Here is a 19,773-nt window from a genome sequence, read left to right on the forward strand (position 1 = left end):
GCGACCTGGCCACGCTGGTGACCGAGGTGACCGAACGCGAAGTCGCGCTCGACGACCTCCTGAGCCGGCTGGCCGAGCAGCGGTCGGCGTGCAGCGGTGTGCTGCCCGCCGGCTGCCGCTTCTGGGTTCGCTCGCCCGAGGGACGGGAGGTGTTCGTGGTCGAACAGCTCCCGATGCGGCGCCAGATCGAGTACCACGCCTCACGGCGGTACGGCTCCGAGCCGGTGACCCACCGGCTCAGCTTCCCGTACGTCGTGTTCGTGGTGCCGAGCGTCGGCGGTCGCATCGAGAGCGTCATGAACTTCTTCCGCACCAGCCCGCTGGGCAGCCTCGATGATCCGCTCGAGCACAGCTGCCTGCCCAACACCTCCGACGACGGCATCGTCTGCCTGGGATCGGTACAGGTGGCCGGCGACAGCAGCGCCGAACGGATCGAGGCGCTCATCGGGGCGTTCTGGGGATCGCGCTTCAACGCTGACATCCGGCGCCATCCGCTGCCGTTCAGTGGAGGGTTCCGGGCGTGGGCGTCGCGCTCACGACGGGATCCGCTGGCCGGTCTGTCGGCCCCATACGACCGCTACTGGCGCACGCTGCGCCAGGTGGTGGCCGCAGCGGCCGGCATGGCCCCCGAGGACCTGCCGGGAGCGGCGCCCAGCGGCGAGGGCCAGGCGTCAGTGGAGACGCCGGCGCCGGAGCAGGCGCCGCCCGCGGAAGGAGGCGACTCCCATGCGGCGGCTGCTTGAGCCGATGGCCCGCTGTCGGAGCCTCGAGTCCACGCGGACGACGGCATTGCTCGGCCAGCGCCGGGCGGTGTACGCCACCGACGGCTCGATCCCCGGCGAGCTGGCCTGCGCGGCCTTCGCCGTGGCGGCCAAGCTGCTCAGAGACGGGGGGTTCCCCCTCCGCGACGAGCGGCTGGTCGAGTACCGGCGCTTCGCTCACCTCGAGCGCATCGTCCTATGGCTGCCCGATCAGGAGGTGGGGCCATGAGCCTCTTTCCGATCATCACCGCGGACGAGTCCACGGTCGAGGAGGTCTCACTTCCCGCCTTCCTGGTGGCCCGCGACGGGCTCTACCTGCGCAAGCAGAGTCTTCTAGGACTCTCGCAGACGCGGGTCGATGAAGTGGCCCACCTGCCAGCAGCCCGCGAGTACCTGGAGTACGCACTCCCCAAGGTGCCCGCGGCGCTGATGGGCCAGGTGGTCGGCTTCTTCCGCGCCATCTGGTCGCGGCAGAAGTCCGAGGCGCTGGCGCTGCTGAGCTGGGACGGCGAGTCGTTCGGACTGGTTATCCCAGAGCAGCGCGCCGGTGTTGCATCGGTCAAGCACCGGCTCGCTCCGGCGGACGTGCCCAATGGGGTGCGTCTGGTCGGCTCGGTTCACAGCCACGGCGCGCTGAGCGCCGGGGCCAGCCTGACCGACGAGGCCGACGAGGCCGACTTCGATGGCGTCCACATGGTCGTGGTCGGCGACGTCGACGAACGCAGGCCGAGCTACTCGGCGGCGATCGTGGTCGACGGCCGGCGCTTCGGCTGCCGCACCGCGCTGGTGCTGCAGCGGCCGCGGCGCTTCAGCTCACCTCCGGCCGAATGGCTGGAGCGGGTGAAGCCGATCGCGGTCGAGCCGAAGAAGGCCAAGGCCAACGGTCATGCCAGGCCGAACGGGAAGTCACGGTCCTCGTGGACGGTGTCGACCTGGACCTGGCGCGACCGGACCACGCTCGACCGGCTCCTCATCGAGGCGACCGAGCTGGCCAGCGAGCTGGGCGAGAGCCTGGTCTACCAGCTGACGCCGATCGCGACGTCAGCCACGAAAGGAGGAACGTGATGATGCCTGAGCGCATCGTCCTGGTCGGACTGGGCGGCATCGGCTCCCAGCTGCTGCCCAGCCTGGTCCGCTACCTGGCCTTCCGGCCAGAGCCACGCCCGATGCTGGTGCTCGTCGACGGCGACGCCTACGAGCCGGGCAACCGGACGCGGCAGGTCTTCCCCGAGAGCGCCATCGGTTCGAACAAGGCCGAGGCCTTGGCCGAGGTGTATCGGGGCCTGACGGTGCAAGGGGTTGGCGACTACCTGACGGAGTCGAACGTGGCGGAGGTCATCCGCGACGGCGACGCCGTCCTACTGGCGGTCGATAACCACTGGACCCGCTTCGTGGTCGACCAGCACCTCGCCACCTTGGACGAGGTGACGCTCATCAGCGGCGGCAACGACGAGACGGACGGCAACGTCCAGCTCGTCCGCCGCCGGGGTGGTCAGTTCGTCGACGGCAGCCTGGCCGAGATCCACGTGGAGATCGGGCGGGCCACCGAGGCCGAGTTCGCGGCCCGCAACGGCTGCGAGCGACAGGCCGAGGAGCGACCCCAGCTGGTGGTCACCAACCTGATGGTCGCCAGCGCGATGCTCAACTGCCTGTGGGCGGTGCTCGAGCGCGGCAGCGTGTCCTACTCCGAGGTGTACCTCGACGTGATCGCGAACGCGATGAGATCGCGCTCGTGGTTGCGACAGGTGCAGCCCGCGGCGTAGGGCGGTTACCTCACGAGGTGAGGACCTGGCCGGGGAGGCGTCATGCGGCGCTCCCCGGCCAATCCACTCAACACATAGCAGAGACGTTGCGATGAACACATCGGCGCTGGCACGACAACCGAATCCACTGCCCAACCCGTTCCGACCCGGCAACGGCGTTCCGCCGCCGTACCTGGCAGGGCGCGACCGGCTTCTGGCGGCCTTCGAGGACTGGCTGCTCGAGGCGCCGCCCCTGCACGCCAACTGGGCACTGACCGGCCTGCGCGGCACCGGCAAGACGGTGCTGCTCGGCGAGTTCGCGGCACGCGCCGAACGCGCCGGCTGGCTGACCCTGCAGCGCGAGCTGGGCGACCGCCATCGCGACGACGTGCGCTTCGCCGAGGCGCTGGCCGAGGACTGCGAGGCGCTGATCGGCCGTGCCGACGCGATCGCCGCGGTGGGGCAGGCGGTCGAGCGCGGGGCGCGCTGGCTGCGCCCCAAGCGCATCACCGTCGGCGAGGTCAGCGTCGATCCTGAGTATGCCTCCGAGGAGGCGCCGCCGGCAGATGTCATGCGAATCGCTTTCGCGCAGCTCGATTCGATCCTCAGCCACAGCAAGCGACCGGGAGCCATCCTCCTGTACGACGAGGCCCATCTGCTGGCCGATGACCGGCGATCTGAGCGCTTCCCGCTGTCGAGCCTACTCGCCGCTCTCGGTGCGGTGCAACGCCAGCGGCCCCGGGTCCGTGTTGTCCTGGGCGGCCTCCCGACCCTGAGCCTCAACCTCAAGCGCGCCCGCACCTATGCCGAGCGCATGTTCCGCCACGCGGTGGTCGACAACCTCGAGCTTGAGGCTGCCTCGGAGGCGTTGGCGATCCCTCTGGCCACCAGTGGCCGGGGCTTCGGCCTGTCGCTCATCGGCGAGATCGTCGAGCAGACGGCCGGCTATCCGTACTTCCTGCAGTTCTTCGGCGCGTTCACCTGTAGCCGGATCGGGCTCGACCATATCGCGCTCGAGGACTTCCAGCGGGTCGAGGCGGCACTGCTGCACGAGCTCGACCTGGCCTTCTTCGAGGATCGCTTCGAGGGCGCCGCGCCGACCGAACAGGTACTGCTGCTAGCCATGGCCCGCTGCGGCGGTCGCGCCACGCTGGCGCGCCTGTACGACGAGGCGGGCAGCGCGGTCAATGTGCCGGTTGGCCTGCGGCGGCTGATGGACCGCGGCCTGGTCTACCGGCCCACGCGCGCTACGTACGACTTCGCGCTGCCCCTGTTCGGCTCGTACCTGCGGCGGCGGGCGAAAATAACAAAGTTATCGTCGGGACGATAATTTCGATGCCGATGCGCCCAGCACTGCCATCCAGCCTCCTGTTCGATCCCGCATTGGACGAGCTGATCGCAGACTACGAGCAAGCACTCCGCGCAGAAGGGCGCAGCCCACGCACGATCGAGTGGTATGAAATGTTCCTGCGCGAGTTCTGCCGCTTCGCAGGGCGCGCGGGCCGGACGCTGACGTTGGATGACCTGTCTCCGCCCGTCGCTCGTCGCTGGCTAGTCGCACTTCGATCCAGACCGAAGCCACCGGCGCCCGCCAGCCTGGCCGGACGCGTGCGCTCCCTGCGCGCCTTTGGGAGCTGGATACAGTCCGAGTTCGAACTAGACCGTCACCCGTTGCAGGGACTGAAAACGCCGCGCGTTCCACGCACCCTGATCCATTCGTTGCGCGATTCGGACGTGCGAGCCCTACTCGCCGCCGCCGGTCAAGGGCCGTGTGGCGACCGAGACGCGGCACTCCTGCTCGTCATGCTCGATTCAGGCATACGGTTGAGCGAGGTCAGCGGGTTGCACGTGGCGGATGTCGACTTCGAGAACGGTTACTGTCAGGTCATGGGCAAGGGCTCAAAGGAGCGCCGCGTGCCGCTCGGGCGCTCGGCACGCCGCGCGCTACGTCGGATTGTCTTGGCTCGTGGCCACGTGGCGGCCAGCGCGCCACTATTCATCGCCGCCACCGGAGAGCCATTGAGCCGTTCCGGGGTGCAGAAGATCGTGCGCCGTGCTGCGGACCGCGCCGGCCTCGAGGTCCGTTGCTCGCCGCACATCTTGCGCCACACCTTCGCGCGTTCCTTCTTGGCGAACGGTGGAGATGTCTTTAGCCTGCAGCGGATTCTGGGCCACAGTCCCGCGTCGCTCGACGTGACCCGGCGTTACGTGGAACTCCTCGACGAAGACCTGCGGGAGGTGCACCGCCGGGCATCGCCCATGGACCTACTGCGCCACCGTTGAACGGCGTCCTGAGAAGGAATCAGGTCGTTCCGTGGGCACCGATGGTCCACGCGACCAATTCGTCCTCTCAAAGCCAAGTAGCTCAGCGTCGAGCAACGGTTTCGTAAACCGTGCTCGCCATGCTTTTGCCGCCGATACTCAGATCAGAAACAACTGCTGGGGGGCGTGAGTCGAGCGTAGGCCCCCCGTATGACCGCAGTTCTGGCGGCGCGGCCGGATCTGGGCATTCGACCGCGTACGCCCTCCAGATTGCCCCCCACGCGGGGATGTCACCCCGCCAGATGCACCTCGAACAGCCACGGGCCATCGATCTGAGTGGTGCGTCCGGGCAGTAGCCGTTGGGGTCTCTGACGGTCACTTTATGGCTGCAACCGAGCGGCGGCAGGTCGCGGCGTCGGCTAGTGCTGGAGGGACGCATAGCAGCCCGCTGCTTGCCACGGGGCGCACAACTGGCCACGATGGCGGCATGGCCTACTGGATCATCAGCCTGGCGCTCATTGTCTTTGGATTTCTTGGCTCGTGGAGCATCGGGCAGCCGTTCCTGCTGGTCGGTCTGGCAATGCTGGTGCTCGGCGTATTTCGGCATCGCCCGCTGGTCTTCTGGCCGCCGATGCTTGCGGTGATCGCCTACAACATCGTCTATTGGGCTGTAGCACCCTTTTGGTGTGCTACCAGCGAGGCGATCGGGGGGACCTCGCGCACGGTGTGCCGGAGTCTTATCGGGCTTCGATTTGAGGGAGAAGGCATCTACAACCCGTCGCTCATGCCCGCGATCGTTGCGGGTCACGTGGTAGCCGCGTTAGTCCTGGTAGTCGCCTTTGCGCTCCTATGGCGGGATCGCCGCGAGCAGTGGAACGCGGCCGCGAGCTGAGGCTGCCACACTCGTCCCAGCAGATAGCCGGCCGAACCGCCCGGATCGGCCAATCTGAGCGTGAACCACGGAACGGAAGGCGCGCCGGGAGGCGTCTTGGGCTTGCGTGACCCCGCTTGGGGCCCCGAAGATGGGGACCGTCCCCGCGCCACCGGCCACGGTGTCCAGCGCACTCACCCCCAGCCCGCGGGCACGGCAGCTAAGCATCCTGAAGCACTGCGGTTGGGGCAGCTCTTGCGGCTCGTGTTCCCGGAGTACTTCCGCTAGTCGGGTAGCGCCTGACGAGCACGCACCGGCACTCTTGACGTGGCGCTCGGCTGGTCGCCTAATACCGCGCATGGGGCGGATCGGCGCGGGGTAGTTGCTCATTCCACTGCTGCTGGCCGCCTGTGCCAGGACGGATAGCCCGCGTACCGGCGGTGTCCGGTGCTTCTAAGGCGGCGAGCGCGCACTTTGGCTGTGGTCGGCCTTGCCATCGGGGTGATGCTCTCGGGCTGCGCGGTCGCCGCCGACAACCAACTGGAAGCGTATCTGCGCGCGGCAGCGGGCGCCGAGAGGGATCGCGGGTGGCACTACCTCAACGAGTTCGCTCGTGACTTGGGTTACGCCAACGATCAGGCTGCCTACGTCGCTGATGCCACGGCGGCCGATTGGGACTACTTCGAGTGGTCCGATGCACACATCCTGTGGATCGATGATGGCTTCGCCCAGGTCCGACTCACGCTGGTCTCAGCACCAGCGACTGTGCCGCCGCTCCTGCTGCAGCACGCGCTGCTCCATGGGATCTGCAGGGGTGAGGACTTCTCGCCGGCTGGCCTCGGCGCCTTCGTCGATACCCGGCTGTTCAGCGCCGGTGGCCTGTGGGGGGCGGAACAACCGGGTCCGCTGGGCGCTGCAACAGTCAGTTCATTGGTGACGCTGCATTCGGGGAGTAATCGGACGCCGAGCGCGGTCGGCTTTGTCTTCCAGGACCCTCATCTCCTCCCAGGGCTCTCGACGCTAGAGAACGTCATCGTCGCCGGCCTGCGCGCTCGCGACGCGGGCCGCTCGTGCGCGAAGCCCGTGCGCTGCTCGACGCGGTTGGCCTCGGGGAGCGGATGGACTTTCCGCCGGCCGGCCTATTGAGATGGGCACATTGACTGGCGCGCTGCGTCGCAGTGGGGCACGCTGCTGCCATCAGTGGCGCGATCCCCTACAGATCACTGATCCGGTCGTTCGTCACCCTTGGCCTTTAGCAGCACGTAGGCAAGCAAGCCTCCGAGCAACACGCTACCGGTAAGGAGCCAGGACGCGCGGTCTGCCCCATCAGCTGCGATCCACGCCCATCGGGCAGGGTGGAAGACGTCCTCGCCACCGCCTGCCACCGCCACCGCCAGGAGGTAGACCGCGGGGATGACGGCCGCCACGCGCCAGCCGACGAACGGGTAGGCCAGCAACAGGAGCCCCAGGAAGACGAGCAGGTCGCGGGCAGCGATGGCGCCCGCCGGTGCCAGCCCTGTACGCTGCATGAGGTACGCCCCACTTGCGGTCAGCCCCACGGCCAGTCCCGCCAGCATGAGGTCCAGCCAGCGGACGGGGCGGCTGCCCACTGTCTCCAGCTGTCCATCACCCCGTCCACACCCCCAGCCGACGGCCACCGGCACGGCCAGGGCCAGGAAGCAGGCCGCCGCGACCGTCGCGCCGACGGGGCTCGGAGTCGCTGATGCGGCCGACGCCGGCAGGGCCAGCCCCACCAGCGTCAGCACCATGGCGAGGCCGATGACCGGCGCACCGCGCACCTGGAGCCACAGGCTCATGGGACAACGGCGATCTGATCGATCGGGAGGCCCTCGCACATCTGCGACAGGCGCTCGGCACGGGCCATCCACTCGCGGCGCACCTCAGGTGTGGCAGCCTCGAGGTCCACCACGACCGCGAGTACCTCGGGGTAAGGCGGACCCTGGGTGTATCCGTACTGGTCCTCAAGTCCCGCCTGGCTCATGCCACCGGCCGCCGCGTACCAGGCCTGCAGGTAGTCGAGCACGATGGCCCCGGTGCTGCCGCCCGGACAATCGGGGAAGGGAGGCGCCATGCTGTAGGCGAGGCTGTTGATGATGTCGTCCCGCTGCGATAGGGCGCCGTTGAAGCTGAAGGCAAGGGCGCCTTCGGGCTTCACGCTCGCATCGGCCTCGGTGTAGACCGATGGTGCTGGGATGCCGGCCGCCTGCCAGACCGTGCGGACGTCGCGGACGATGCCGGCCACTTCATCGGCCCGTTGGCGATGCTCCGGCCAGGTGCAGACGGTGACGCCATCCGTGGTCGAGCAGTCGAGTGCGGCGGGATCTCGCGCGACCGTTGGGGAGTACGTCATACCGCTGACCAGCGCGACACCCACGGCCAGCGACAGAGCCAACGGTACCGCCGGAACGACGACGCGACGCAGCATGCCCGCGCCGCCGCTGACGAGCAGCGCCGCGGCGCCGATGATGCCGGCGTCCACCAGACCCGACGCCATCGCGGCTTTGAGGTCCAGGTCGCGCTCAAGCCCGCAGCAGTCGCGGAACATGCCGGTCAGGTGCCGCAGCCAGAGCGGATCCATGGCCGGCAGGAAGGCCAGCCACAGGAACGGCAGCACGATGGCGACTGGGCCGGCCACGGCGAACGGCAGCAGCAGCCCCAGGGCCAGGCCGAGTGCGCCGAAGCCGGCCAGATCGAGCGCCGACATGGCGATGAAGCGAGCATCGGGCAGCCCGCCGCCCGAGCGTGCCAGCTGGGCCACGATAGCGACCGTCACCGCCAGCACCCCGACCAGCACCGCCGGCACGACCGCCCAGAAGCCGATGGCCAGGCGCGATCGGACCGATGGCGCCGACCACACGCGGCCGCGCCGCAGGCGCGACCCCTCCCAGGCGGCGCTGGCGGCGACGAAGGGCGCGATGAACCCCAGGGTGCTGGTCCCCTGAGCCGACGCGTCGACCGCGTATCCGTCGGACGGGTAGAGGAAGCCGACGTAGGCCGCGGCGAGCACGCAGATCGGAATGGCCAGCCAGAAGGCCGGCATGGCCCGCAGAGCGGTGCGCAGACGGATCATCGGTCGCCGTCGACGAGGGTGGCGTAGGCAGCCTCGGCGGGGTAGCTGCTGCCGCCGGGCGCCAGGGCCATGAAGGCGGTTACGGTGCCCTGGAACCGAATCTGGCCGTGGTCAAGGACGACGACGGTGTCGAACAGGTCGGTCAGGTCGTCGACCTGGTGGGTGGAGACGACCACCGGCACGCCTCGCGCGAGGTCGCGGACCGTCTCCCGGAAGCGGGCGCGTTGCCCGGGGTCGAGACCGGCGGTGGGTTCATCGAGGAGCAGCAGCTGTGCTCGGTGCACGAGGAGCTGAGCCAGGCTGACACGACGCTGCTGCCCGCCGGACAGCTGCGCGGTGCGGCGATCCGTCTCGCCGGTCAAGCCGACCTTCTCGAGAGCCGAGGGTGCAGCGTGCCACGCATCGGCGCGCGACATGCCTTTCAGCCAGCCGGCGTAGGCAACCTGCTCACGCGCGGTGGTTCCGGGGATGGCGCGGAAGTGCTGTGGCATCCAGCCCACGGCCCGCCGGATGGCGCCGACATCGCGCCGCCGGGTCGCTTCGTGTTCGCCGAGTCGCACGCTCCCCCCTGTCGGGCGCAGGGCGGTGGCGCCGAGTGACAGCAGGGTCGTCTTGCCGGCGCCGTTCGGGCCCAGGATGACCGTCGCGCCTGCCGGCGTTGCCCAGCTGAACTCATCGAAGACGCGCGGCCCGGCACCGCCCAGGACGGTCGATCGAGGGTATGAGAAGACGAGGCCGGTGAAGGCCAGGCTCGGGTATTCAGGTCCGTGCAGCACGGCGACCACGGCGATCCTCCTTGGGAACTGCATCGTAGTCCGGCCAACGGCGACGGTCACTACGGGAAATCACGGAACCCAACGCGCGAAATCCCGTTCGGGGGATCGCGGTTCGTGTGTCATTCGAAGGGCCTTAGTAACCCGATCTCACTCAGCCACTCGAAGGTAGTCCGTGGCGCCTTTTCGTGGTTGCAGGTCCAGCATGTAATTTGGCCATTTTGGAATTCGTTTGACCCGCCGCGCGATCGTGGATACGCGTGGTCGATGTTCGATTGGAGCGGCCCGTGACCGGAATCGTGGCGGTGAGACCCTAGGCCACTCGTAGGGCGCTCCGCCAGCCCGCGATGCTCGCGGTCGGCCACGACCGCGACGAGGGTCGGGATTGCCGGCACACTATGCACAACAGCTCGCGACCGGAAGCGACATCGTGGGGCTTGCCCGAATCGACGCGGACCGCGAGCGGTAGGTCGAGGATCTCGATGACGACCGTGCGTTTGGCGTCGTTGGTCCCCACGCGGCGGCAGCCTTGGGAACGGCGATCGTTGGCCTGCCGGTGGTTCGTCCCTCACGCTCTTCGAGAGCGTGTCCGCATGTCACGTCGGTCGCCGTCGATTCACGAGCCAGACCGCTGCCCCGACGCCCGCCAATCCGACGAGGCCGAAGGTGATGCCGTCGTACGGAGCCCATCCCAGCGCCATGTCGTCGGTCACCCCAAGGGTCACCCCCACGTACCCGTGCTCCGAGAGCCAAGTACTGCCCGGCGTGTCTTGAACATCGGCAGGGTCGGCTGGCGGCACGCCGGCCTCAGTGGCAACCCTTCGGGCCTCCTCGTGTCCAAGCAGCTGGCCGTCCGGCGCAAACCAGCCCCAGCTGGTTGCGACTGCGCCCGGGATGTTGATGTATTCCCCCGTCTCCGCTGAGTACTCGGCGATAGGCTGCGGCTCCAGGGTTCCAAGCCACCTCTCGTGCGCCTGGCCCAGCGCGAAGAGGATCGCGAAGGTCAGGGCGGCACCGAAGAGGAAGGCCGGGAGCGTCCTCCCGAGGAGTGCACCGACCGCCAGGCCGATGCCGAATGCCCCAAAGGCCCGCACCACGGCCAACGGTCCATTGAGCCCGATTAGCGCCGAGAATCCACCGTACCCCCACCGCACCCAGTCGTCGGCGACTGGCATGGCCGCGATCGCCGCGATGGTCATGGCTGCCAGCAGGACCAGGCCGATGGGCCTCACCTGACGAGCCAACCAGCGAACCCGCGAGCCGTTGAGCGACCATGCCGTTGGAGCCGTCCGGGCTTCCAGCTCGCGCGCGACGATCGGGACACCACCCAGCAGGCCCAGCAGGAAGGGCAGGGCACCCATCACCGACAGCGGCACCGTCCCCTCGCCATCAAGGTAGCTCTCGCCCAGGATCCCCGATCCCGCTTGGATGAGCGCGAAGCAGTCCGCGCCAGCACCGGTTGCATCCTGCAACGCCAAAGCTCGATCGATACATGCCTGCGAGATGTGCAGTGCGTCGATCCGGAGCGCGATGCTGATCCCCAGGACCGTAGCTGCAACCGCTGCGAGAGCCGCCACGCCGACCTCGAAGCGATGCAGCTTGAGGGTCACCCACGCGGCGGCCAGCATCAGGCGGCAGCCTCACTACCGTCGGGTGCAGCCGCGGACATGTGGCCGAGCACGATCTCCTCCAGCGAGGCCGGGCGGCCGATCGAGGTGCGACGCACAAGGGCCAGCGACTCGCCACCGGGGGCGGGGAACGATCCGATCGCGCGATCGCTTCCGAGCTCCCCCGCTGCCACGGTTCGGTATTCCTGCTTCGCGGCTGCGATGGACGTGTGCAGGACCAGCCTGCCGTGGGCCAGCACGACGAGCCAGTCGCAGGCCTGGTCAACATCGGTCACCAGGTGCGAGGACAGGACCGCCGTGGCGCCACGCGTTCGGATGTCGTCGACGAGCGCCGTCAGGAAGTGCCGTCGCGCCAACGGATCGAGATTGGCCAACGGCTCGTCGAGCAGGAGCAGCGGCGCGCGAGTGCCGAGCGCCAGCGCCAGGCCGACCTGCGCCTGCTCGCCGCCGGAGAGCTCTCCGACCTTGCGATCCACGGAGAGACCGATCTCCTCGATGCGCCGCCGGGCCCACGCGCGGTCGAATGATGGTCGCGCCGCTCCAGCCATGTGCAGGTGATCGCCGATCGACAGGCTGCGGTACAGCGCTGGCTGCTGTGGGACGTAGCCGATGGCGTTCACGGCCTCGGTGCGGTTGCGCTGTGGGTCATGGCCATCCACCAGGATTCGACCTTCGTCGGGCGGCTCGAAGCCGAGGCAGGCCCGGATAAGCGTTGACTTGCCGGCGCCGTTAGGCCCGACCAGCGCAGTAATCGATCCCTCGGCAATCGTCAGTGATAGATCCCGAACGGCCCAGGGCTGACTCCGGCGGTAGCGCCGGCCGAATCGCTCGGTGTGCAGCGGTGTCTCAGACATCGGCGGACCCTTGTGAGGTTCGCTCCAACGTACCGCCAGGCAAAGGCCTCGCCTATTGATGATTCTGCCGATGGCGCGGTGCGTGATTTCACGTAGTGCTAGAGACGCGGGGCTCTGGTACGGTGCCGAGGAGATGCGTCCGCTTTCCGTGCTGAGGGCCTACCTGAACGCCGGCCTGCCGCCGCGGATCCGCGACCTGTTCGCCGTCGGCGTGATTGTGATAACCGCAATCCTCGGTCTCAGCGCCTTCCGGACGGGCGCGCCGGACGAGGGCATCACCTTTTACCTCGGCCCCGACCGTATGGTGGTGGCCGACATCTCGCCTTGGGGAGCGGCCGCTCAATCGTCGCTGCGACCAGGGATGGTGGTGCTGCGCATCAATCAGTCGTCAGTCAGCCCGATCGCCAGCGACCGCGACCAGCCCGTCCGCCAATCTGAAGAGTGGCCGGCCATCGTCGCGGAGCGACTCGACTACGTGGAGGCCATCTCGGTCGCCGACTACGACCAGGCGCTGGCATCCGGCAGCGATCCACCCCTGACCGCTGTCCACGCCTACCTGGCCACACCGGGCAGCATCGAGGAGAGCTGGCCCAGCGTGGTCGTTGGCCTCGCGCTGCTGGCGGGGGTCTGGTGGTGGTTGCTTGGTTACTGCGCGGCCCCAGTCCGGGGCTTGGCAGGCGCAGCATCCGCTGCCATCACCGTGCCGTTGTTCCTGCTCCCCTTTGCGCTGACTTGGGGTCGCGATACGCTGCTGCTGCTCGCTGTCATCCTGCCGCTCGCATCCCTGCCACTGGCCGATGGCCTGAGTGGGCTCCTCCCGGCAACAGAGCGACACGCGGCTCGGGCGCTTCTCCTCACCGCTGTGCTGGTGGCAGTCGGCGTCGGCATCCTCCTCGTACAGACTGGATCGGGTGGCCCCGCCACGCTGGTCTCGGTCGGGATGGCCGCTGCGGTTCCAATCATCTCCGCAGCAAGCCTCTCTCGAAACGACAGCAAGACTCGATTCAACAACGGCGGGATGACGCTTGCCCCGTTGGAACTGGCGGCGCTCAGTCTGACACCGCTGTTCGGGCTGATCGCGCTCGGGTTCCATTCCACGAGTCTGCTGTGGCTTCTGGTCTTCTGGGTGATTGTGCTGGCTGCGGCCCAGCGCTTCTCGATCGCGCCTCTGAATCGGACGGTGGCGACGACCCGCCTGCAGCGGGACCTGGTGGTGGAGGCCACCGAGGCGGAGCGTGCGCGCATCGCCACCGACCTGCACGACGTGGCCCTTCAGGAGCTGACCATGCTCGCCATGCGGCTCGACGCGAAAGGTGACGAGGAATCGGCGGACGCAGCGCGCGAGGTGGCCGATCGGGTGCGTGAGATCTGCGGCGACTTACGCCTGCCACTCCTCGACGACTTCGGCGTCGGCCCAGCCTTGGCGTGGCTCGTGGACCGTCTCGATCAGGCGACGCCGGCGCGCATCACGCTCGCGCAGAATGACGCAGGCCGCTTACCGCCCGAGGTGGAACTAGCCATCTTCCGCGTCGCCCAGGAGGCGCTGGGCAATGCGGTTCGCCACGGGATCCCGCCAATCGTCGTCCGATTCCAAGCGGGCAGCGGTCGCGCCTCCCTCTCGATCGATGACGCAGGGCCCGGCATCGGTCCGGATGCAGTGCAAGGCGCCCAGCAGGCGGGCCGTTTCGGCCTGCTCAACATGCAACAGCGGGCGGAGCAGGTGGGTGCGCTTCTGGATGTGCGGAGATGGCCGGGAGGCGGGACGCACGTGGCGCTGGAGTGGCGAGCCCCATGATCCGGCTGGCAATCGTCGATGACCACCCGGTCGTGCGTGAAGGAATCGCGGCTCTGTTGCGTGAACAACCCGACATCGAGGTGGTCGCGCTAGCCGGCGATGCTGAGGCCGCGGTCCCGCTCCTGGCCGACGAGACGCTCGATGTTGTCCTGCTGGACATCCGGCTTGGGTCGATGAGTGGTCTCCAGCTCCTTTCTGCGGAGGGCCGACCCCCCAGGCCGGCGATCGTGGTGCTCACCGCCTACGACTACCCGCACTATGCCGATACCGCTCTCCGGCTGGGCGCCTCCGGGTACGTGCTCAAGAGCGCGCCATTCGCTCAGCTGCTGTCGGCAATCCGCCGGGCAGCCGACGGCCAGCTCGCGTTCGACATTCGGCCAACACGAGGCGTCCGACTGACGCCACGCGAGGCGGTCGTCGTCTCGTTGGTGGTCCAGGGCCACAGCAATGACGAGATTGCCGGTCAGCTGGGTATCAGCGCCCGGACCGTTGAGACGCACCTCAGACACCTGTTCGAGCGGCTCGGTTTGGCATCGCGGACCGAGTTGGCGACGCGCGCCCTCCGTGAGGGCTGGCTCGACCTGCCCGCCTGAGGTGGGTTGCAGATCGACCCGCCACGCGCCTCTCAACCGCTGCTCTCAGTTAGCCGCACGCGCCTCTGAGACGGCCCCCCTCTGCTCGCCCCCCTGCAACTGGCACCGATCGTATGACCATCGCCCTCTGCACCGCCGGTCCCGCGCAAGCGTCCTGCCTGAGAACGAGTAAGGACGTAAGACCCCGCGCCATCTTGCGCATTACATACTCGGTATGTAATGATCCGCGCGAAATCGCTCGCCACAAGGGAAGACCGTCCAGTGTCAGTACGCTTCGGGTTGCTTGCGCTCCTCGCAGAGGCGCCCACGCATGGGTACCAGCTCAAGACCGATTTCGAGCGCCGGACCGCAAACCAGTGGGCGCTGAACATCGGCCAGGTGTACACAACGCTCCAGCGCCTGGAGCGCGATGGCCTGGTCCTGCCGATCGAGCCCGCCGATGACCGGCACGAATACTCGATCACCGCAGCGGGCCGTCGCCTGCTCGATGACTGGTTCATCACCCCGGTCCTCGCCGAGGGGCCGCCGCGCGACGAGCTGACGATCAAGGTCCTGCTCGCCATCGCCGCCGGCGACATCGACGTCACCGGAGTCCTGCAGCGCCAGCGAACGGCATCGGTCGAGCAGCTGCAGGCCTATACCCGGCGTAAGGCGCAGGCAGACCCGCAGCGAGAGGTCGCTTTCCTGATGATGCTCGACGCGCTCATCTTCCGCACCGAGGCGGAGATCCGCTGGCTGGACGCCTGCGAGGCGCGCATCCTCCAGATGGCCAAGGCAACCAGGGGGGAAACCGAGTGACCACGCTGGTGCAGCTCGACGGTGCCGCCCGCTGGTTCGGCAGCGGCCACACCGAGGTGGTCGCCCTCCATCCCACCGACCTGACCGTCTCCAGCGGCGAGCTGGTGGCGATCATGGGTCCGTCGGGGTCCGGCAAGACCACGCTGCTCTCGCTGGTCGGCGGTCTCGACCGACCGAGCCGCGGGCGGGTTCTGGTCGAAGGCACGGACGTTGGCGCACTCGGCGCTCGGGAGCTGGCGATCCTGCGGCGGCGAACGGTGGGCTATGTCTTCCAGGATCTCAACCTGCTGGCCGGGCTCAACGCACGCGAGAACGTCAGCCTCCCGCTGGAACTCGACGGGCGGCCGCTTGGCGAAGCACGCCAGGCCGCCCAAGAAGCGCTTGATTCGGTCGGCCTGGCGAGCCTTGTCGACCGCTTCCCCGATGACCTGTCCGGTGGCGAGCAGCAGCGGGTGGCGATCGCCCGAGCGCTCGTCGGCGGCCGTCGCATCCTCCTCGCCGACGAGCCAACCGGTGCCCTCGATTCGATCACTGGCGAATCGGTCATGCGCCTGCTGCGCGCCCACTGCAACGAGGGCGGAACGGCGATTCTGGTGACGCACGACGCGGCCCACGCCGCCTGGGCGGACAGGGTCGTCTTCCTCCGCGACGGACGGGTCGTGGATGAGGCCCGGTCCCCCTCGAAGCACGACACGGCATGAACACCGCTGGCACGCGGGCCATCCTGCGCATCGCCCGCCGCAACATCGGCCGCAGCCGATGGCGCAGTGCACTCATCGCCGTGCTGATCATGTTGCCGGTCGCCGCCATGGTGGGAGCGACTGCGGTGATGATCGCAGTCACCCCTACCGCCGAGCAGAGCGCCTCGCATCAGATGGGCCGCGCCGATCTACTGGTCTATCCCAGCGGCGAGGGCGCTAGCGTGGCTGCCCTCCAGGGCGTCCTTCCACCCGGGAGCCGGATCGAGCCGTTCGTGTACGGCGAGGATCACCTGGTCCTGACCGGGATGGAGGCCTCGGTCACGGTCCGCTCGCTGGATCTGCAGGGGTTGGCCCACGGGATGGTCAGCCTGCTGAGCGGGCGCACCCCGGCCGACGGGAGCGAGGTGGCGATCAGCCAAGCGGTCAGCGCCCTGGCCGGTGTCGGCATCGGCGACCGGACCACTCTGAAGGGGCTGGGGACACCGACCGTGGTGGGTCTCGTCGAGGACAGCTTCGACCTGCAGTCGCGCTTCATCCTGGTGGACGGGTCGGCGGCGCGTACAGCTCCCGATGATTCCGTCACCTGGCTGGTGGGTCTGCCCAGCGGCACTGATCCGGGGAGTCTCGATTGGTCAAGCGTCACGGGACCGACCGGCTCGCTCTTCGCGGTTACCACGCGCACCAATCGGGTCTCGGCGGCCGACCAGGCCAGCCCGACGATCATCGTGCTCGGCGGGCTGGCGATGGTCGAGGTCGCGCTGGTCGCCTCCGCCGCATTCGCCGTCAGCGTCCGGCGGCGGCAGCGCGAACTGGGTCTCATGGCCGCCGCCGGCGCGTCCCCGCGTCACCTGGCAGGGACCGTGTTGGCGGAGGGGCTCCTGCTCGGTGTCCTAGGCTCGCTCGCCGGGATCGTGGTCGGGCTGCTTGCTGCGGAGGCGTTCTCGCCATGGCTCGACCAGCTCACCGATCGACGGACACCGCCTATCAGCCTCTCACCGACCTGGATCGGCATGGCGGCGGGGATCGGGCTCATTGCCAATCTGCTGGCGGCGCTCGCGCCGGCCTGGACCGCAGCCCGTGTTCCCGTGACCACCGCACTGTCGGGGCGCCGGCCGCCATCGACTCCCGCGCGCAGGACCCTCGCGTTCGGCGTGGCGCTCATTGGCATCGCTATCGGCCTGACGCTGGGCGGCTCTGCCCTCCGTCTGCGGGACGGTGGGAACCCGCTCAGCATCCCGATGCTGCTGCTTGGTGCGGTGGGCGGGACACTGGGCTTTGGCGCCTGCAGCCCGTGGCTAGTGGAACGGCTCGAGCGGCCGGCGCGCTTCCTACCCTTGGCCAGCCGCATCGCGCTGCGGGACACCGCGAGGGCGCGGTCACGGAACGGTCCGATCATCACCGCCATCCTGGCCAGCTTCGCTGCGACCGTGGCGCTTGCCGCCTATGCCACCAGCCTGGCCGCCTCTAACGCCGCTCACTGGCAACCGTACATGCAGTCAGACCAGATCTACCTGCAGGGCAATGTCGATGAGGCCGGGCCGGACGTTGCAGAAGCACTTGGAGCGGTTGCTGCCGCCCCGATCCCCGGTATCGGCAGCGAGGGTCAGTTCCCGCTCGTGACTACCGGCAACGGCGCCACCCGCCAGCAGTTCGGCTATGTCACCGTTGGCGATGCCGAATTGTTGAAGGTCCTGCATGCCGAGGACGCCGTGACGGACCTGCAGGACGGATCGGTGGTGCTGTTGCCTGAGAAGCCGCTCAACGTGTCGACTGCCACCGTCGAAGTGACCGATGCGCAGGGAACAGTGGTCAGCACGACAAATCTCCCGGCCCGGGTGGTTGCCATCGGACTGGCGACTGGGGCGCTTCCGCAAGCGGTGGTGTCGGCCGAGACGGCCCGCCGGCTCGGCTTGGGCATTCCCGCGAACGGCAGATACCTCCTGCGCCTCTCACGCGACGTCACCGATGCGGATCTGGCCAAAGCAGCCGAGATCGCCGGCGGCTATCCGGACACGTTCGCTGACGCCGCCCTGCCACCGCATCTGGCTGGCGAGGGATTCCGAATCGTGATGTTGGTCGCCAGCCTGCTGCTGGCCCTGAGCGTGACCGGCGTGGCAGTCGCCCTCGGCGAGGCCGAGTCGCGCCCCGAGCAGCGCACGCTTCTGGCCCTCGGCGCACACCCGCAGTTACGTCGATGGGTCGCTGCCGGGCGTGCCGGTTCCATCGCACTGCTCGCTGGAGTGCTCGCGGTCCCTGCGGGCCTGCTCCCCGTGTGGGGCCTGTTCGCCAGCCGCAACGCACCGCTCGTCGTACCGGTGCCGGAGGTACTCGCCGCGGTTATCGCCTTGCCGGTCCTTGCGATCGTAGGCACGTTGCTCCTCAGCCGGCCGATCCCCAGCTGGTCGGCCTTCAGAGATCTCGCCCGCTAGCGCCCCGAGATGTTTCTGTCGCCCCAGGGGGGCATGCCTCCGTTGGGCCAGTGTGCGTCAATGACGCCACAGAGACTCAGGTACGACTTTGTGCTGTGGGGGGGTAACCACGTGAGTGCAGTGGAGAAGGAGTTGCAAGCATGCCAATGATCGCCGACCGAGTCGATGCTGCCCGTCGGGGCGCCAATGACACCGTCATCTGTCGGCTCCCCTCCGGCTGGGCGGTCGTCGGCGATCTTCAGTTCCTGCCTGGCTACTGCCTGCTGCTGGCGGATCCGGTTGTAGCCAGCCTGAACGACCTCGACGACGCGCGCCGCGACGAGTTCCTGCGCGACATGGCCCGCCTCGGGGACGCGATCCTGCATGTCACGTCGGCAGAACGGATCAACTACGAGATCCTGGGCAATTCCGAGCCGGAGCTGCACGCGCATCTCTTCCCGCGCTACACGACTGAACCGCCCGAGCTGCGGCGGATGCCCGCATGGTTCTACGACTGGGCCGCAGCACCGCGATACGACGCCGAGACGCACGCGGGGCTGCGCGACGCGCTGCGGAGAGCGCTCCTGGGCGACGCCGGGCCAGCGGCCCAGCCGTGACCGCTCTGCAGCCCGAACAGTTGCGGAACCGGCGCCACACCCGTTGCCCGGTCTGTACGACTAAGGGCCTGTGGCCGAAAGTTCGTGCCGGGCTGAGCCGCTTCGCGCCAGATAAGGTGTCGCATCCGACGCTCAGGTTGCCGGCATGGCCTTCGCGATCGCCTTGACCGATGCGCAGGGGGAGCTGGTCGCCGACCTGTTCGACCCGCCCGCCCGCCGCGGCGCGCCAGCCCAGATCCCGCGCCGTCAGATGGTCGAGGGCGATGCTGTTCCTGGCCCGCACCGGCTGCCAATGGCACTACCTGCCCGAGCGCTACGGGGCCTGGAGCGCGGCCTGGGCCCAGTGGCGGCGCTGGCGGGCCAACGGCGTCTGGGAGCGGGCGATGGCCAGGCTGGCGGCGGTGGTGCGGGTGCTCCACGATCGAGAGCCGCTGCCGTCGATGGTCATGATCGACGCCCAGACCGTGCGGGGCGCTCGCTACGGCCCGACCTTCCACGCGGCCGGTGGCCGAGGCGACCGCACGATCGGCACTAAGCGCAGTATGCTGGCCGAGATTCTGGGGCTGCCGGTCGCCGCCCACGCCGGCTCGGCCCGCCCGCACGACGTCACCGCTGCTCGGGAGCTCCTGCGCCAGCACCTCCCGGACCTGCCCCGCCTGCGGGCCATCGTCGGCGAACGGGCCTCCCGCGGCCTGGCCAAGCTCGCCGCGCGCAAGCGCGTGCGGCTCGACGTCAAGGCGCGGCCACCTGGCCAATCGGGCTTCGTCCCGATGGCCCCGCTGTATCGGATCGAGCACGCCATCGCCCAACTCGGGCGCTGGCGACGCCTGTCGCGCTGCTACGAGGGCACCGAGGCTAGCGCCCGGGCCTAGCTCGAGG

At 68.7% G+C, this 19,773-nt stretch carries 20 protein-coding genes; 15 read left to right on the forward strand and 5 right to left on the reverse strand.

Going from position 1 to position 19,773, the window contains the following annotated elements; translation table 11 throughout:
- The 8 genes from WEB29_08560 to WEB29_08595 form a co-directional block, all read left to right on the forward strand.
- The coding region (locus WEB29_08560; protein ID MEX2136980.1) for a hypothetical protein at window positions 1–743 on the forward strand (743 nt) is incomplete at its 5' end.
- Entirely contained in the window at window positions 727–990 is a 264-nt protein-coding gene (locus tag WEB29_08565; GenBank protein ID MEX2136981.1) for a hypothetical protein, read from the forward strand. The genes WEB29_08560 and WEB29_08565, both read left to right, overlap by 17 nt.
- Window positions 987–1,826, forward strand: a complete 840-nt coding sequence (locus tag WEB29_08570) for a hypothetical protein (GenBank protein MEX2136982.1) — start codon at window positions 987–989, stop codon at window positions 1,824–1,826. Before WEB29_08565 ends, WEB29_08570 begins: the two co-directional genes overlap by 4 nt.
- Window positions 1,827–1,828: 2 nt before the next feature.
- Window positions 1,829–2,524 carry a ThiF family adenylyltransferase gene (locus WEB29_08575; GenBank protein ID MEX2136983.1) on the forward strand — a complete coding sequence of 232 codons (696 nt, stop codon included), beginning with the start codon at window positions 1,829–1,831 and terminating at the stop codon, window positions 2,522–2,524.
- 91 nt (window positions 2,525–2,615) lie between these two features.
- On the forward strand, window positions 2,616–3,833 hold the full coding sequence (locus WEB29_08580) for an AAA family ATPase (GenBank protein ID MEX2136984.1): 1,218 nt from the start codon (window positions 2,616–2,618) through the stop codon (window positions 3,831–3,833).
- Between the two features lie 53 nt (window positions 3,834–3,886).
- Complete coding sequence (locus WEB29_08585; GenBank protein MEX2136985.1) at window positions 3,887–4,786, forward strand: tyrosine-type recombinase/integrase; 900 nt, start codon at window positions 3,887–3,889, stop codon at window positions 4,784–4,786.
- A gap of 466 nt (window positions 4,787–5,252) precedes the next feature.
- A complete protein-coding gene (locus WEB29_08590) occupies window positions 5,253–5,657 on the forward strand; it encodes a hypothetical protein (GenBank protein ID MEX2136986.1) in 405 nt (134 codons plus the stop codon).
- 459 nt (window positions 5,658–6,116) lie between these two features.
- Window positions 6,117–6,782, forward strand: coding sequence for a hypothetical protein (locus WEB29_08595; GenBank protein MEX2136987.1), 666 nt, complete (start codon window positions 6,117–6,119; stop codon window positions 6,780–6,782).
- 74 nt (window positions 6,783–6,856) lie between these two features.
- On the opposite strand, the gene WEB29_08600 is transcribed toward WEB29_08595, so the two are convergent.
- The 5 genes from WEB29_08600 to WEB29_08620 form a co-directional block, all read right to left on the reverse strand.
- On the reverse strand, window positions 6,857–7,453 hold the full coding sequence (locus WEB29_08600; GenBank protein ID MEX2136988.1) for a hypothetical protein: 597 nt from the start codon (window positions 7,451–7,453) through the stop codon (window positions 6,857–6,859).
- Complete coding sequence (locus tag WEB29_08605; protein MEX2136989.1) at window positions 7,450–8,727, reverse strand: hypothetical protein; 1,278 nt, start codon at window positions 8,725–8,727, stop codon at window positions 7,450–7,452. The genes WEB29_08600 and WEB29_08605 overlap by 4 nt, the downstream gene beginning before the upstream one ends.
- The gene (locus WEB29_08610) at window positions 8,724–9,512 is read right to left on the reverse strand and encodes an ATP-binding cassette domain-containing protein (protein MEX2136990.1); all 789 of its coding nucleotides are present in this window, start codon (window positions 9,510–9,512) and stop codon (window positions 8,724–8,726) included. Before WEB29_08610 ends, WEB29_08605 begins: the two co-directional genes overlap by 4 nt.
- Before the next feature lie 584 nt (window positions 9,513–10,096).
- Window positions 10,097–11,128 carry a hypothetical protein gene (locus tag WEB29_08615; protein MEX2136991.1) on the reverse strand — a complete coding sequence of 344 codons (1,032 nt, stop codon included), beginning with the start codon at window positions 11,126–11,128 and terminating at the stop codon, window positions 10,097–10,099.
- The gene (locus tag WEB29_08620) at window positions 11,128–11,982 is read right to left on the reverse strand and encodes an ABC transporter ATP-binding protein (protein ID MEX2136992.1); all 855 of its coding nucleotides are present in this window, start codon (window positions 11,980–11,982) and stop codon (window positions 11,128–11,130) included. The genes WEB29_08615 and WEB29_08620 overlap by 1 nt, the downstream gene beginning before the upstream one ends.
- A 133-nt stretch (window positions 11,983–12,115) precedes the next feature.
- On the opposite strand from WEB29_08620, the gene WEB29_08625 reads away from it, so the two are divergent.
- The 7 genes from WEB29_08625 to WEB29_08655 all read left to right on the forward strand — a co-directional run bounded on the left by WEB29_08625 (window position 12,116) and on the right by WEB29_08655 (window position 19,766).
- Window positions 12,116–13,777, forward strand: a complete 1,662-nt coding sequence (locus tag WEB29_08625; protein ID MEX2136993.1) for an ATP-binding protein — start codon at window positions 12,116–12,118, stop codon at window positions 13,775–13,777.
- Window positions 13,774–14,370, forward strand: coding sequence for a response regulator transcription factor (locus WEB29_08630; protein ID MEX2136994.1), 597 nt, complete (start codon window positions 13,774–13,776; stop codon window positions 14,368–14,370). Before WEB29_08625 ends, WEB29_08630 begins: the two co-directional genes overlap by 4 nt.
- Before the next feature lie 261 nt (window positions 14,371–14,631).
- Window positions 14,632–15,168: a PadR family transcriptional regulator gene (locus tag WEB29_08635; GenBank protein ID MEX2136995.1), complete on the forward strand. Its 537-nt coding sequence runs from the start codon at window positions 14,632–14,634 to the stop codon at window positions 15,166–15,168.
- Window positions 15,165–15,869 (forward strand): ABC transporter ATP-binding protein, encoded by a 705-nt coding sequence (locus WEB29_08640; protein ID MEX2136996.1) that lies wholly within the window; start codon window positions 15,165–15,167, stop codon window positions 15,867–15,869. The genes WEB29_08635 and WEB29_08640 overlap by 4 nt, the downstream gene beginning before the upstream one ends.
- Entirely contained in the window at window positions 15,866–18,298 is a 2,433-nt protein-coding gene (locus tag WEB29_08645) for an FtsX-like permease family protein (GenBank protein MEX2136997.1), read from the forward strand. The genes WEB29_08640 and WEB29_08645 overlap by 4 nt, the downstream gene beginning before the upstream one ends.
- Before the next feature lie 140 nt (window positions 18,299–18,438).
- Window positions 18,439–18,894, forward strand: coding sequence for a hypothetical protein (locus tag WEB29_08650; protein ID MEX2136998.1), 456 nt, complete (start codon window positions 18,439–18,441; stop codon window positions 18,892–18,894).
- A 170-nt stretch (window positions 18,895–19,064) separates the two neighbouring features.
- A complete protein-coding gene (locus tag WEB29_08655) occupies window positions 19,065–19,766 on the forward strand; it encodes an IS5 family transposase (protein ID MEX2136999.1) in 702 nt (233 codons plus the stop codon).
- Window positions 19,767–19,773 lie beyond the last annotated feature (7 nt).

It is taken from the genome of Chloroflexota bacterium (genome assembly GCA_040902225.1).
Classification (GTDB): Bacteria; Chloroflexota; Limnocylindria; order QHBO01; family QHBO01; genus CF-167.